The organism is Bacteroides timonensis, from assembly GCF_000513195.1.
In the GTDB taxonomy this organism is placed as follows: Bacteria; Bacteroidota; Bacteroidia; order Bacteroidales; family Bacteroidaceae; genus Bacteroides; species Bacteroides timonensis.
The window spans coordinates 20,512-34,432 of sequence record NZ_CBVI010000053.1; the positions used below are offsets into that span (position 1 = coordinate 20,512).

The following is a 13,921-nucleotide window of genomic DNA, read 5'->3' on the forward strand; positions in this document are numbered from 1 at the left end:
TAAAAAGGATATTTATAAGACTAAAAAAGTTGAATGATTACATATTAAAATAGCTTTTAGCTGTTTATTCTACTCTCGAAACGACCAATTTTAATGCAGGAGAATAAACGGGCGAAGTCCTTGTCATACGCTTATGGCACGGTCTTAACTCGTTTCCTGCATGGGTGCTTGGTCGTACCTGAGAGTAAAACTTGTTAAGTACCGTGCTTTTTTCGATACATAACAAGATGTTACTGACAAGGTATTAATCAATAAATCATAGCAAGATGTACAATAAGAACGCTGCCATTATCGGCTGCACCATTGAAAAGACAACAAAATACGACCAATTCAGAGAAGATAAAATCCGTATGGAACTCTACCGGTGCATTCTTTCCCTATATAATGAAGGATACCGCACATTCTCCTGCCACCTGAATACATATATCGGATTGTTGGCGGCCGATACGATAGTCATGCTGCGCGAAGCGGACAAATGCCCGGACATCATTCTCTCGGCAGTCATACCTGAAACGCCTTATCCGGCAGGAGCCGACAAACTATATGGCGCTTTATATGAGGACTTGATGAAGCTGGTCGACAGCAAAGATATACTTCCTGAAAATAGCTGTATTCAAAATGCACTTGCCGGTAATCACATCATTTGTTATTATGAAGATTCATCCGAAGAAATCGGTCACGTGCGTACATCCGGCATTTCCTTTACCAATATCCGGAAAATGATATAGCGGGCATTCGATTCCGGCTATTGGAGCAGCTTTTCCAGCCGTGCGATCCGCTTCTCCGTTGACGGATGCGTACTCATGATATATTCGGTAAACGAAGTCCGTTCCCCGCCCGTCTCCGCCACCGCCAGCCGCCGTAGGAACGAGAGCAGGCCTTCCCCGCAACCATAGCGCACCGCATACGTGTCGCAACGGTATTCGGCGTATTTGTTGATATTCACATCGGCTATCCGGCTGATACCGTAAATTGTGTGGTGCAACAGCTTGTAGGCACTCCACCACAGCTTCGCTATCCCCACCACGGCAAAGCGGACGGCAGGAACCATGGCAATCATAAAATTCCCTATCACGCCGAAGACCAGAGCCGGGATAAGGAACAGCCCGTACAAACAGCGGTAGCCCAGCGACTGCATCGAAAAGAGAAGTACCTGATAGACGAAATCGTAATGCGATATATGTCCCACTTCGTGGCAGATAATCCCTTTGAGTTCCTCATCCGAGGCCGCACCGAGTATGCCGCCCGTCAGACCGATTGTATTGAAACCGAAAGTCACGGCATTCGTGCGTGCATCCCGGTTACGGTAAATATTCAGCTTCCTTTCCATCCCCATTTCCAAGAGCAGACGTTCCAGCCGTGCCTGTTCATTGGCATCCAGCGGTTTGTAGCCCTCTTTCATCCGCATCAGCCACACGTTCAGCGGTGAAAGACTGTAGAGGATGTAGAGCAGTACGATATAGAAAGGCATCGAATAGACCAGATGATGCGCGAAGGAATATTGGGCAAACAATCCCGGCAGGAATGAAGGAGCCACCCAGCCGACAATTGCCAGCAGCAGGACGTAAAAGGCCGAGATAAGGATAATGTTAATCACTGTCACATAAGCAAGCAGAAGCAGCTTGAATAAAATGCGTAATATTCTGAGTGTTGTTTTCATGTGCTTATAAATTTAAAACGGTCGGTAAATATAGAAAGTTAATTTGAATCACCGGGTGGGTAAATCAATCAAATTACTGCCATCCGGCTAAATTCATGTAATGAAAAACGGCGGGATGCCCCGCCGTCCTTATTCAATAGGTATCGGTAACAGCTATTCTTCTGCCGTACCGCTTTCCGTATCAAACGTCACCGTCATTTCCCTTTCCTGCCCGAAATTATCACGGACAAAGAATTTCAGTTCCGAGCGTTTGGCGCTTGTCGAACGGTAAAAGAGCGTGAACACCTGTTTCACCGGATTTTCGGTATCCAGCCTCGGCACTTCTGCCAGCGGCTTCACTTCCCGGTTGACGAGTTTCACGCCTTCACTGTCGGAGACTTCGCCCTTACCTTCCACTTGTATATATCCTATTTCATACTCCGCCTTTTCATAGTCCCCTTCACGGTCAAGATAAAAGCGTATCTCCACCGTTTCACCCGTTGCAATCTGTTTTTGCAGATACCAGGAAGAGAGCTTGAAATCATAGTCCTGCCGGATGTCAATCCCATCATCGCATGAACCGAGCGCCAGCACCGTAACCAGTGCGGCTATACATTTATATAATACATTTTTCATTCTTATTTCTCCTTTCTTTTTTCGTTAGTTGATTATAAAGCGAACGCCCAATCCTATCTGTGTATGGAAGTTTCCCGCATCCATTCCGAAGAGCGCCCTTTGCTTCACCTGCATCAGCAGGATGATACGGTCTGTCAGGTAGACATCGAAAGCCGCCGTAAGGCCGCCGCCATAGATAAAACTGTCACCATTCGTAACTGCCGCCCCGTCAGAAAGCAGGGAAGTACCCCAGTTAATTGTCTCGAGGCCGCCCAGTGCGGAAAGTCCGATACGGAAACTGACATTCCGGCCCTTGTCCGACAATACGGGAATGAAATAGCCGAGTTCCCCCGTGAACTGCGCTTTCGGTATTGCCTTGTTCTCATAGGTGTACTCCTTTATCTGATAATCCAGACCGTACAGCCAATAGGTCCGGTTACGGTTGGTACGTGTAAAGGCCAGCGAGGTGAAGTAATGACGCTCACCACCACTTTTTCATGAAAGGAAATGATCGACTCCACCCGTTGTAAACTGTATGCCGGTCTGTCCCGGCAGGTCACGCTGTGCGTATGCCTCGTCTGCACCGAAGAGCAACGTCACGGCTACCGCCAATATGAATAATATTCTTTGCATATACATATATTATATAGGAGTTATTATTTCAGATGCAGTTCACTGATTGGTTTTGCCGCCACAAGGTCGGTGTTCTCTATACGGAACGTCTGGTGGCGGGCACCGCCTTTCTCGTAAATCTCCACTACCAGCAACTTGTCATCCGGCAGGGTGAGCTTGGGCAGTACGAATATATTGCGTACCGTGGCTTTTCCGTCCACTGTCGTCAGACGGTTGTATGTCCTTACCGGTTCGATGAAGTTCTCCTGCATGGCCGTACGCTTGGCCACTTTCTTGTCGATGATTTTAAAGCGGATATAGTCAATGTCAAACGATATATCCGAACTGTTGCGCACGGAAGTATGCAGGTACAGCAGGTCATTGTTGATATAAAGCCCCTTGAGCAATGTCTGAATCCCGTACTTCTTGCAGCCGATATGTTTGATGTCCCTTTTGTTCTTCTTATACAGCGTATACATGATGCGGTTTACCACCAGCGGTGTCTCCCCGCCCAGTTCCTTCAGCTTCACGAACATGCGGTCGCCTGCAACTCCGCCTTCGGGATTGTCCCGCAGCCAGTCCTCCATCTCAATGGAAAGCTGTGCCGGCTCGTCCTTATAGACCACATTAAATGAGTAGAAACAACCGTCGGCAGTGATGACGGAGAAGTTTGTTTCCCCCTCAAAGCCTTTTACCGCCGCCTTGATGCGTACCACGTTTTCCGCTCCCGTGGCCTTGTCCGCAATGATGTCGAACGACCCTAAATCCACGTATTTCACTTCCGAAGGGAAAAGGATATGCACGGTCTTCTGGAAAGTCACCTCAATCTTATGCGGTGCGATAATCTGATTGGTAGGGAAAATCCTTGTTTCCACCGGTTCCTGCGCTTTTACTCCCAGCAGAGAGAAAAGCATGACTATTGATAAAATAATTCTTGTCTTCATAATCTGATTATTGTTTTTTGGATATTAATAAAAGTTGGTAATTAGCTTTCACGGACACTTTCACTTCCCGCATCTTTGCGGCAAGGTATTGCGAACCGCCGCTGAGCACGCCCCTTGTCACGTCCATGACGAGTTGTTGCGAGGCGCTGCGGGCAAACGATATGCTTGTCCCGAAGCCGCTTCCGATATTGGCGGCGGCTTCTTTCATGGCGGTACGCTCTGCGGTGTTCGGTACGAAAAGTCCGGCCTGCCCGTCCATGTCGTAAGCCGCCAGTTCCACCGGTAGTATATTACCGCCGCTTTCAATGGAGTTCACGCTGACCGCCATCCGCTGCCCCTCGATACGCACCGTGCCGAATAGCGGAGTATTGGCAGGCACAAGCACACCGCCCACTTGCAGCGGTTCCAACAGCCGGAACCTGATACGTGATCCGGTAGTTACAGTCTGGTCTTCCGCCACGCAGGCACGTATCGTATTGGCTCCGGCAAGCTGTCCGCCACCTACGGCCGTAGTAAAACCGTAATTGCGGGGTACCGTGTCAAGCGGCGGAGGTGCGGCCAGTGACGAAACCACGTTTTCCGCAGCACGTCCGGCAGCTATGGCGGCAGGATTTCCGGTACCCGTACCACCGGCAGGCTGTATGCTTTTCACCTGTCCGCCCGTCTGTCCGGGAAAATAGCGTGCCGCCATTTCATACGATTTCTCCATCAGTTCCAGCGGGTCTTGTCCTTTCCGTTCACGTTCCAGCTTTTCGCTCAGCTCTTTCACCTGCCGTTCCAGTTCGCTCACCCTCGGACTTTCCTTCGGCTCCTGATAGAACGAGGTGATCTGCCTCGAAATCTGCCGCTGCTTTTCTCTGGACTCCCTGATAGCATCCGCCTTCGGTGCTTTTTCTTCCGGTTCAAGCGTGTCCGGTGTCAGATATCCCCCAGCCATGTCCTGCAAGGTTCTCACTTTTTCCTGCCGGCGTTTCTTCATCTCTTCCAGTTCGTAAGCCTTCTGTTTGTCAGCCATCGTTTCGGGTGCGATAGCGTCGGGTATCGTCGTATTGATTCCCGCCATGCCTTCCACCTTTTCAGGTGCGTCCGGTTTGAAGATAAACCAGATGAACCCGGCACAAAGCAGGGAGAGGAAAGCCACTACACCATAGAATTTAAGTTTCTCTGCGGCTTTGCCGCCCGGCTTCTTTTCCTTTTCGGATGCGGATTCCGCTTTCTGCGATTCCGGTTCCTTTTCTTTCTCTTCTTTCTTATCGGATTGTGTCATTGGATACATTGTTATTTAATGGTTGGATACTGTCCGTTTGGGGAAGCACGATCCTTTGGATGTGCTGCACCTCAATCGGAAATTTGTCTTTTCCGCAAAATCCGCCCACGATATAGGCAAGATCCACAGCGGCGAAAAGTCCGAGCAGGTAAAGGATAATCATCCTTTGCTGCCGGTAGCTCAACCGCTGCCAGCGTTTGCGGAGTCTCATTATATAGCGGTCTTTCCCCGTTCTAAGCGAGCGGAAGGCCTTTGTCATTCCGTTATCTTTCATAATGCCCGGTATCTTTGTTTTCCAGAATGGTGAAGCCCTCCATCAGAAATCCCTGCGGATTGTTGTCGCTCCGCACCACGTTTCTCAGGCGGCAGGTCGTCACAAGCGAACGTTCCGTGATACTGCTCGAACGGACGATGCGCTGGCGGCAGTAGGCTTTCATCTCGTAGGGATAGTTGTCAAAGTTCCCTTGTATGCTGTCCACTATCAGGGTCTGCGAGATGTTTCCGGCAATCAGCCGGTTGAAATACCCTTTCTCCTGCAAGTTCCGGTAATATCCGATAGCGCTCTCATCCGATAGGTAAAGGGCACGCTGGATATTGCTTTCAATGGCGCTCTTGTCGGGTGACAGTGTGAAGAAGAGTTCGTGGAACCGCTTGATATGTTCCCTCGCTTCGACGGGACGGTTCTGCTGCACGTCCTGCGAGAGAGCCAGCATCAGCGACTTTCCGCTGTCCAGCACATAGATTTTCTGCCGTTGCGCCTCCGCAAACTCGTAAGCCTTTCAGGTGGCGAAGACCGTTACCAGTGCGCACACTCCCAGAAATACCATCCCGAACAGCCGAAGCTGCCGGAACGATGTCTCGATGTTTTTTAATGATTTAAATTCCATGTCTTTTTTCTGTTTTTTTAATGTGATACTTTTTAGAATATTTTCTTGATACGTCCGGCTATCGCGCCGCCTGCCGCTCCGCCGACCGCCGCCGCACCGTTACCGGCCATCTTTCCGGCACTGTTGGCTTTCTGTCCGTAAGCTCCCGCACCGCCTGCCTGGATAATCCACGAGGCAACCGTGGGCACGCAGAAATAACCGATGATACCTATAATCATAAATATGCAATACACGCTGTTCGATGCGTCCGGTATGAATGTCGGGTCCTGCATCTGTTTGATGTCCTGCTGCAACATCAGAATCTGTATGCGTGAGAGGATAGCCCCGAACAAGTCACCGACGGGCAGCCATAAGTAAATGCAGATATAGCGTGACAGCCATGTGGTGAGCGTACTCTGGAATCCGTCATAGACGGCCAGCGCAAAGGAGATAGGCCCCAGTATCGACAACACGATCAGAAAGAAAGTTCTCAGCGTGTCAATCAGCAGCGAGGCCGCCTGAAAGAACAGTTCCAGCAGTTCCCGGAACCATTGCCTGACCTTTTCTCCCATGTCATACACCGCCTTCTGCCCGTACATGTTTATCATCGTGTCCATGTCTCCCAGCGACCAGCCCAGTTCGTCTATCCTCTTGTCAAATTCCTCATCGCTCACCAGAAAGGCCTTTGCCGGATCACGAAGCATCGCTTCCCGTTCCAGCTCGCCCTTCTCTTCCTGATACTTCTTCATGTCAAAGGTCTGCTGCTTGACCAGCGAGGAAGTAGCGCTGCACACGGGAGAAAGTATTCCGTTGATTGTCCCCAGCACCATAGTGGGGAAGAACATGATGCAAAGCCCCAGCACGAACGGCCTGAAAAGGGGGAACACGTCTATCTCTTCCGCTCTCGCAAGCGACTGCCACACCCGGTAGGCCACGTAGAACAAGGCGCCGATACCGGCCACCCCCTTCGCCACGCTTGCCATATCCTCGCACAGGGGCATCATTTCATCGTAAAGCGAACGCAGCAACTCGTGCAGGTTCGTCCAGTCTATTGATAGTAATACCATAATCTTTCCGTTTCTTTTATGATGAATGATTACCAGTAACGCTGGTCATGTGTCCCGTACAAGGCGAGTACCCGTTGCGAATCTCCTTTCTTCTTGCTTCTCAGGTACGATATACCGATATTCTTGCGGGTGTAGTACCATGTCAGGTTCTTGTATTCCAGCACTTCGCCGTATATCCGGTTGATGATGTCCAGCCGTTCCTTGTCGGTTATCGAAAGTCCGGTAGCCGTTGTCACTTCTTTCAAGTCCAGCAGCAGGTTGCTGCTTTCTTCAAGCAGCCGGTTATACCCGAAAGCGATAGCCGAGAGTTCGTCCACGGTGAAGTTGGGATCTCCCATCATTGTATTGAAATGGGTCACGTAAATATCGCTGATATCGCCTACCAAGAGGATAGTCTGTTGCACCTTACGGGCACCTTTCACAAGGTCATGCACCGATTTGAGTGCGTCGTAGTAAGCCTTCCCCTGCTGGTAAATCTTTACAGTCTCCTGAAAGTTGCTTCACATGTTCTGTGCCGTTGTAGAAGTCTGCACCATTTCATTGGCTGAGTTTACAATGCTTTGGGCAAGGTTTGTGGGGTCTATTACCGCCCACTGTGCTTTGCTTGTCACCGAAAGTGACAATAGAGCCATAAACAGAATTATCATTCTCTTCTTCATGCGTCTATCTCCTTTCTTTAGTTAGTAAATACCGGCTGTCGTCATCACGGGCAAACAGTCCGTAATTACCGAACAGTAGCACTTCGCTGCCGCTGAAATACCCGATACATCCGGCATCCTTGTTCCCATGCAGAAACAGGTCGTCACCCCTACGGAGCGGAATGTTGATTTCGGTATAACTCTTCTCTCCGGCGAACAGTGTGGCCTTGTATCCCTTGAATCCGTCCGTCACACGGTTGGATTTACGGATAGTCAGCGTAGAGCCGCCTTCCTTGTTCATTCAGTGACCGCAGATGTGGTCGTGTTCCAGTTCCTTTTTCATTTCTCCAATCAGGTTCAGCAGATCCAGATTGGTCAGAGTCGCGTCTCCGAGCGCTTCCCTGCATTGGCTTAATAAATCTTTCTTACTCATTGTCTTATTAGGAATTAAAATGGTTACTTTTTCTCCTGCCGTTTGCTCTCGGCAAGTTGTTTGATAGCCAGCTCGATGTTTCCACCCAGCTTTTCAGTAAGGCGGGTAAGCTCCAGTTTTTCAGTTTCTTCGGTGGTGTAGCACAAATATTCTTCAGCCGAAACTTCTGTCGCATATACCGCGCTTTGCGTGCCTCCAAGCCCTATCCAGACCTCTTTATAAAGCCGGTTCGCTGCATTGGCAAGGTTGATCGAAAGTATCTGGCTGCGTTCCTTGTCCGTCAGACCGAGCAGGTTCTGTATCTGGTCGAATTTGTTCTGGTACTTCCGCTGGTCGAGTAATATCTTGCAATCGCTGTTGTTGATAATCGTCTCTTTCACAACGGGGGAAGAGATAATATCATCCACTTCCTGCGTCACTACAACCGCCTCTCCGTAAAACTTTCTAACCGTTTTGAAGAGATACTTTATGTAGGATGCCATACCTTCCTTAGCGATTGCCTTTCATGCTTCCTCAATCAGTATCATCTTGCGGATACCCTGCAAACGTCTCATTTTATTAATAAACGTCTCCATGATGATAATCGTGACGACCGGAAAAAGGATGGGATTATCCTTCACGACATCCAGCTCAAATACGATAAACCGTTTGTTCAACAAATCCAGTTCCTTGTCCGAGTTCAGCAGATAGCCGTATTCACCGTTCTTGTAATAAGGTTCCAGCACGTTCAGAAAACCGTCCACATCGAAATCCTTCTCCCTTACGTTCTTGTCCGCCAGCACCTTGCGGTAGTCCTTTTTTACAAAATCATAGAACGAGTTGAAGTTCGGCTTTATCTTCCGGTTCTTCCTTATTTTCTCGATATACAGGCTGACTGCATTCGAGAGTGCCACCTCTTCCGAGCGGCGGGGCGGTTCGTCCTCCCTTTTCCAAAGAGTGAGTATCAGTGTCTTGATGCTGTCCCGTTTCTCGATGTCATACTGGTAATCCTCGGTGAAAAACGGATTGAAAGAAATCGGGTCATTTTCCTTGTATGTAAAATAAATCCCGTCATCCCCTCCGGTCTTCTGATGTATCAAGTCACAGAGTCCCTTGTATGAATTTCCGGTATCCACCAGCAGGATATGCGTCCCTTGTTCCCAATACTGTCTCACAAGGTGGTTCGTAAAGAAGCTCTTTCCGCTGCCACTGGGGCCGAGGATAAATTTGTTACGGTTCGTCACCACCCCTTTTTTCATGGGCAAGTCCGAGATGTCGAGGAAGACGGGCTTTCCCGTCAGCCTGTCCACCATGCGAATGCCGAAAGGGGAAAGCGAGTTCCGGTAGCAGGTTTCAGCCGTGAAGAAGCAGAGTGCCTGTCCAGTGAACGTGTAGAAGCTCTCTTCTGCCGGGAAATCCGCCTCGTTTCCCGGTATGCCCGCCCAATAGACGGCAGGCAGGTCGGTCGTGTTATGATGTGGCGTGCATTCCATCAATGCCAGTGCGCTTCCCACATCGTTCTTCACCCTGCGGAGTTCCTCCCCGTTTTCCGCCCATGCGATGATGTTGCAGTGGCAGCGTATGGATTGCAGCCCGTTGCTATGCGCTTCATTCAGGTATTCATCGAGCCACTCCTTGTTTATCTGGTTGCTGCGGCTGTACCGTGAAAGCGACTGCATGTTCTTGGTCATCTTCTCGAAACGGGAAAGGTTCTCGTTGCTGTCATCTATGAATATCCACTGGTTGTAGATATGGTCGCAGGGCAGCATCACGCCCACGGGGGCGGCATAACTCAGGCGGCAATCCGAACGGTCTGTCGAGAGGCGTTCGTACCGCCCGTCAGTCCTTACTTTTCCCGGAAGGTCGTCGAGGTCTGAAAGCGTATGCAGGCAGAGCCGCTTGTCACCGATACGCATCTCGTCCGGGTTCAGTTGCATATCCTGCAACATGGTAGTCCCGTCAGCCGAGAGCGTGAGGTATCTTTCGATAATGCCCGGTTCGCTGTCCGTTCCCGTAATCTCTTCCGTGCTGAGCCGTTCCAGCCTGACAAGGCCGCTGTCATTAACGATGCTTTCAAACTGTCCCACCGCTTCCATGAAGCGCTCCACCGTTTCCTTGTCCCTGATTTCCTTCGGCACCAGAAAACCACGGCAGAGCGTGTTCCAGTTACTTTGCTGCCGGGAGCGTTCCTTGGTGGTCTTGGTAAGGAACAGGTAGCAGGTGTGGTGCAGGTAGGGACGCTCGTTGAAGTGGCGTTCAAAACTGCGGGAAAGAAAGCTGAGTTCGTCCCGGCGGATGTCCGGCTCGTATTTCTCGGTGATGAAAATATCCTGCTTGTGCAGGATCGAATAGTTCGGCAACACCTTGATTGCCTTCGCTCATGTGGCGTGCATCGCCTCATACTCTGCGGAGGATACCGAAAATACTTCCGGCAGTGTGACACGGAAAGCGACCGTGATGTCGGCGTCCTTGCTGACGATGCAGCCGTGTTCCACCGCCATGATGGGGAACTTGCTTTCCAGTGTGGATGCTTTTAATATACTTCTCATAATTTACGATTGTTGTTTGTTGATCAGACGTGTGATACGTTTTCGTGAGAGGATTCTCCGGGGATACCTGCGGGCCGCAAACAGTTTCATCAACCCGTGACTGCCGTATTTGCGGTTCAGCGTGAAGGTCAGCCATACCAGCACCGTAGCCGCCGATACCCCGAAACCGATACAGATTCACTGGCCGACACCTGCCATATACATGATGACGAACATCACGAATACGGCAAGTAGGCCGGCGGCGAAAATAAACAGGTACTGTGCCCGGAGTCCTTTAAACTCAACCTCACGGCCCACACCTTTATTTATTTCAAAATCAGCCATAAGTTACTGTCTTTTTTATGTTTTTTAGAGGAAGAACGACCTCAGAATGGTGGCGGCGACTATCAAGAAGATGCAGGCTCCGAACCACGAACTTGCCGTTTTACTCGTGTCGGGGTCGCCCGAACTGAACTTCTGGTAGACCTTGATCCCGCCAACGAGGCCGATTACCGCACCGATTGCATAAATAAGTTTTGTGCCGGGGTCGAAATATCCCGTCACGAGTTGTGTCGCTTCGGTGATACCTGCCTGCCCGTTTCCTTGCGCCATTGCTGCACTTGCTGCCGCAACAGCGGCCAGCATCATAATCAATCTTTTCTTTTTCATTTGTTTCCGTGATTTTTTAGGTGATTCATGTTTCGCAAGCGTGAATTTGAAGCTCTCCAAGCCTATTTGTCTTGTCGCTGACTCGGCGTTGTCTTGTCGCGGACTTGACATCCTCTTGTCGCTGACTCGACAAAACGGGGTTAGCGTAATCAAAATGCAATTTGGCAAAGACATCTGAACTTGCGAAAAATAAGTAAGTGATTAAAAAAGCCACGGACTGCCCCTTTAACTATCCCCATAAGGTAGCCGTGGACGTTTATGGTTTATTAATTTAGGGGATAAGTTCCGGCCGGAAATCAGCCGGAGTCATAATATGCCGTTCGCATTGTTACTTGATTTGGTGGTGAAAAACTCTTGTTAGTTCTCTCTTGGAAGCGGGATGCGAATCATCCCGAATCGTAATAGCCTTTTTTCCCATTGTTTTTGCAGTCTTAATCAGTTTATTTCAGATATTCCCCGCACTTGAAACCTTTGCGGGGTGCATAGTCTTCAAAAGAGGTGGACTTGAACAGCCACATCCGGTTCGCCCATCGGGCAAGGTCACGCTCGTACCGCGTAGGCGTCCGCTTGTTTGCATAATCCCGGAAAGGGATTACAAAAGGGGTAATCTTTAGTTCCCTCAGTACGTTCAACCTGAACAAATCCTGCTCAACGGTCGAATTGAATCCTATCAGCACGTAGCAGGTAATCTTGTAAGGTTTCACATGCCTGACCATCTCTTTCAAGCGGTCGGTCAGATCCAGTCCGGGCAAATCCCAGGCAATATGAATATTCTGTTTCATCTTCATTCTGTTCAGATGCCAGGCTTGTTCCTCGTCCATAATCCTAACGTCCACACCGTGCAGTTTAACGGATTGCCCTGATTTCATAAGATAATCCACCGCCGACCTTCACTGCGGATTGGCAAAGAAATTATTGTCCAGCACCTCAATCCATTTTCCTTTCGGGTTCAGCTCCACCGGCTCCACCGCTTGAATGTATCCCTCTTTCTCGCGAACGAGGCAGAAAGGGCATTTACGGATGCAGCCCCTTGAAAAGAACTGGAGCGAAAAAGGGTAATCAGGGTAAATGGAGTAGTCCATCATCCGGCTGTTCTCCACAGCTTCGGGAAGCCTGCCGGCAATGTCATATCCCGTTCCGCCTCTGACTACTTCTTTCGCATCCAGCCTGCCGTAGTCATAGTCCGGACTGAAAGTGAACACCTTGCTTGCCAGCACCTTGTCATACCGCTGCGCCGGTTCCGCCCATTCCACCCGATGCCCGTTTGCCTTGTGATAAGCCGAAAGGCGCATCAGCGCAAAATTGGGGAAGTTATGCCCGTCCACATCTACCAGTCCTATATTCATACGGATGAAATTTAATGGTGAATAGTTCTTGTTGCCTTACCGGGTGAGTGCCGCAAGCGGTCTGTCATCCCGAATCGTAATAGCCTTTTGTCATAGCCATTTTGTTTTATAAGTAAGTTACCAAAGGAATTGTCTCTTCTTGATTGGAGTGTTCCCTTATCAGACGGGAACATCCATTTATCAACCCGAATCGAAATAAGTCATATACATGCTTTGTTGGTTTATTCAGTCATTAATACCATAGCGAATCTCTCTCTTTAGAGTGATACGGGCCATCAACCCGTATCAAAATAACCTCTTGCCATTGTTACCTCCTTCTTTAATTGGTTAGTCACTGTCCGGAGCAGCCTCATTCAAATGTTCGGCTTCATCCAGAAATTTGCTGATACGGCTGTCGCTGCCATTGATACTTTCCAGTATCGAGCGTTCAATCTGCGTATCCTTGATATGGTGGATCGCCCTTAAAAGAGCCAACCGTTTGTCCGTCGGAATATCCTTGCCGTTACAGAGGTCGATGATCAGGTCAATCTCTTCCGGCCCTATGCCGGCTGCTTCACCCGAATAATCTTCACGGGCACAGTTCAAATCATCCAGTTCCTCGTTCAGCTCGTCGGTATCCACTTCGTCACCGTTTCCTTCCTGTCCGTTATCGCTTTCACGCTTGCCGGAACTCTCATCCGAAGAGGCACGCCACTCTTCCACACGCTTGTCCCGAAACAGCTCCGGGATGCGTTCCGGCGGCACTTGTACTGCCTTTTGTTGCGCTGTTTCCTCGTTTCTGTCAGCAAATGTAGAGGCATTTTCTTTACCGGCAATAGCCCCGGAACCGGTGGCGTTTATTGGCGGCCGTTGGCGTGTCCCGTAACTTTTCGTAACGACAAGGCTGTCCGTTTCAGACGGTTTTTGGAGATGTTTCTCCATATTCTTGTCTTCTGCTTTTTCCTTAACTTCAGCCTTCTCTTTAGCTTCTGCCTTTCCTTTGCCCTTAACTTCCGGTTTCACGGTCGGGACATTCCTCTTTTCAGCTTCCGGTATCGCCGGAACCTCTTTCTTCTCCGTTTTCCCTTTCGTGCGCTTGCGCCCCTTCTTCTGTTCCTCCTTTACCGGATCAAACCATCCGGCAACGCCCCTCAACCCTTTTGCCATGCGGCGACGTGCCTTCCCGAAACATATCTCGCCAAGCTGTCCTTTGAACAGGAACTTGTCCATGAACAGATAGGCAAACAACAGCCAGAACAGAACGATTCCGGCTTCATAGTAACCTGATTGTATATCCATAACCTAAAATATTTTGTTATAACTCTTTTGTAGATAGGTC

Annotated in this window: 13 protein-coding genes and 5 pseudogenes; 1 reads left to right on the forward strand and 17 read right to left on the reverse strand. The window is 49.6% G+C overall.

Annotated elements, in window-relative coordinates; genetic code table 11:
- The first annotated feature begins 266 nt into the window (after nucleotides 1-266).
- Nucleotides 267-728 carry a hypothetical protein gene (locus BN161_RS11190; RefSeq protein WP_044266068.1) on the forward strand — a complete coding sequence of 154 codons (462 nt, stop codon included), beginning with the start codon at nucleotides 267-269 and terminating at the stop codon, nucleotides 726-728.
- A 17-nt stretch (nucleotides 729-745) separates the two neighbouring features.
- Here BN161_RS11190 and BN161_RS11195 read toward each other — a convergent pair whose 3' ends face one another.
- From BN161_RS11195 to BN161_RS11280, 17 genes and pseudogenes are all read right to left on the reverse strand, one after another.
- Entirely contained in the window at nucleotides 746-1,660 is a 915-nt protein-coding gene (locus BN161_RS11195; RefSeq protein WP_044266071.1) for a M48 family metalloprotease, read from the reverse strand.
- A gap of 153 nt (nucleotides 1,661-1,813) precedes the next feature.
- Complete coding sequence (locus tag BN161_RS11200) at nucleotides 1,814-2,275, reverse strand: TraQ conjugal transfer family protein (RefSeq protein ID WP_044266074.1); 462 nt, start codon at nucleotides 2,273-2,275, stop codon at nucleotides 1,814-1,816.
- Between the two features lie 24 nt (nucleotides 2,276-2,299).
- Nucleotides 2,300-2,893 (reverse strand): annotated as a pseudogene (locus BN161_RS11205) (conjugal transfer protein TraO).
- Between the two features lie 17 nt (nucleotides 2,894-2,910).
- Nucleotides 2,911-3,810 (reverse strand): conjugative transposon protein TraN, encoded by a 900-nt coding sequence (gene traN / locus BN161_RS11210; RefSeq protein WP_044266076.1) that lies wholly within the window; start codon nucleotides 3,808-3,810, stop codon nucleotides 2,911-2,913.
- A gap of 7 nt (nucleotides 3,811-3,817) precedes the next feature.
- Entirely contained in the window at nucleotides 3,818-5,077 is a 1,260-nt protein-coding gene (traM, locus tag BN161_RS11215) for a conjugative transposon protein TraM (RefSeq protein WP_074435125.1), read from the reverse strand.
- Nucleotides 5,061-5,351, reverse strand: a complete 291-nt coding sequence (locus BN161_RS11220) for a hypothetical protein (RefSeq protein WP_044266078.1) — start codon at nucleotides 5,349-5,351, stop codon at nucleotides 5,061-5,063. The genes traM and BN161_RS11220 overlap by 17 nt, the downstream gene beginning before the upstream one ends.
- Nucleotides 5,341-5,964: pseudogene (gene traK, locus BN161_RS11225) on the reverse strand (conjugative transposon protein TraK). The gene BN161_RS11220 and the pseudogene traK overlap by 11 nt, the downstream one beginning before the upstream one ends.
- A gap of 32 nt (nucleotides 5,965-5,996) precedes the next feature.
- On the reverse strand, nucleotides 5,997-7,010 hold the full coding sequence (gene traJ / locus BN161_RS11230) for a conjugative transposon protein TraJ (RefSeq protein ID WP_044266080.1): 1,014 nt from the start codon (nucleotides 7,008-7,010) through the stop codon (nucleotides 5,997-5,999).
- Nucleotides 7,011-7,039: 29 nt separating this feature from the next.
- A pseudogene (locus BN161_RS11235) lies at nucleotides 7,040-7,669 on the reverse strand (DUF4141 domain-containing protein).
- Between the two features lie 4 nt (nucleotides 7,670-7,673).
- Nucleotides 7,674-7,949 (reverse strand): hypothetical protein, encoded by a 276-nt coding sequence (locus BN161_RS11245; protein WP_044266088.1) that lies wholly within the window; start codon nucleotides 7,947-7,949, stop codon nucleotides 7,674-7,676.
- Nucleotides 7,950-8,081 (reverse strand): hypothetical protein, encoded by a 132-nt coding sequence (locus BN161_RS30805; RefSeq protein WP_262483903.1) that lies wholly within the window; start codon nucleotides 8,079-8,081, stop codon nucleotides 7,950-7,952.
- Between the two features lie 23 nt (nucleotides 8,082-8,104).
- Nucleotides 8,105-10,609: pseudogene (locus BN161_RS28600) on the reverse strand (TraG family conjugative transposon ATPase).
- 3 nt (nucleotides 10,610-10,612) lie between these two features.
- A pseudogene (locus BN161_RS29425) lies at nucleotides 10,613-10,933 on the reverse strand (DUF4133 domain-containing protein).
- 24 nt (nucleotides 10,934-10,957) lie between these two features.
- Nucleotides 10,958-11,257 (reverse strand): DUF4134 domain-containing protein, encoded by a 300-nt coding sequence (locus BN161_RS11265; protein ID WP_009860229.1) that lies wholly within the window; start codon nucleotides 11,255-11,257, stop codon nucleotides 10,958-10,960.
- 440 nt (nucleotides 11,258-11,697) lie between these two features.
- Nucleotides 11,698-12,126 (reverse strand): hypothetical protein, encoded by a 429-nt coding sequence (locus BN161_RS11270; protein ID WP_044266091.1) that lies wholly within the window; start codon nucleotides 12,124-12,126, stop codon nucleotides 11,698-11,700.
- A 21-nt stretch (nucleotides 12,127-12,147) separates the two neighbouring features.
- On the reverse strand, nucleotides 12,148-12,603 hold the full coding sequence (locus tag BN161_RS11275) for a hypothetical protein (protein WP_044266093.1): 456 nt from the start codon (nucleotides 12,601-12,603) through the stop codon (nucleotides 12,148-12,150).
- Between the two features lie 327 nt (nucleotides 12,604-12,930).
- Nucleotides 12,931-13,881, reverse strand: coding sequence for a hypothetical protein (locus BN161_RS11280; RefSeq protein WP_044266096.1), 951 nt, complete (start codon nucleotides 13,879-13,881; stop codon nucleotides 12,931-12,933).
- Nucleotides 13,882-13,921 lie beyond the last annotated feature (40 nt).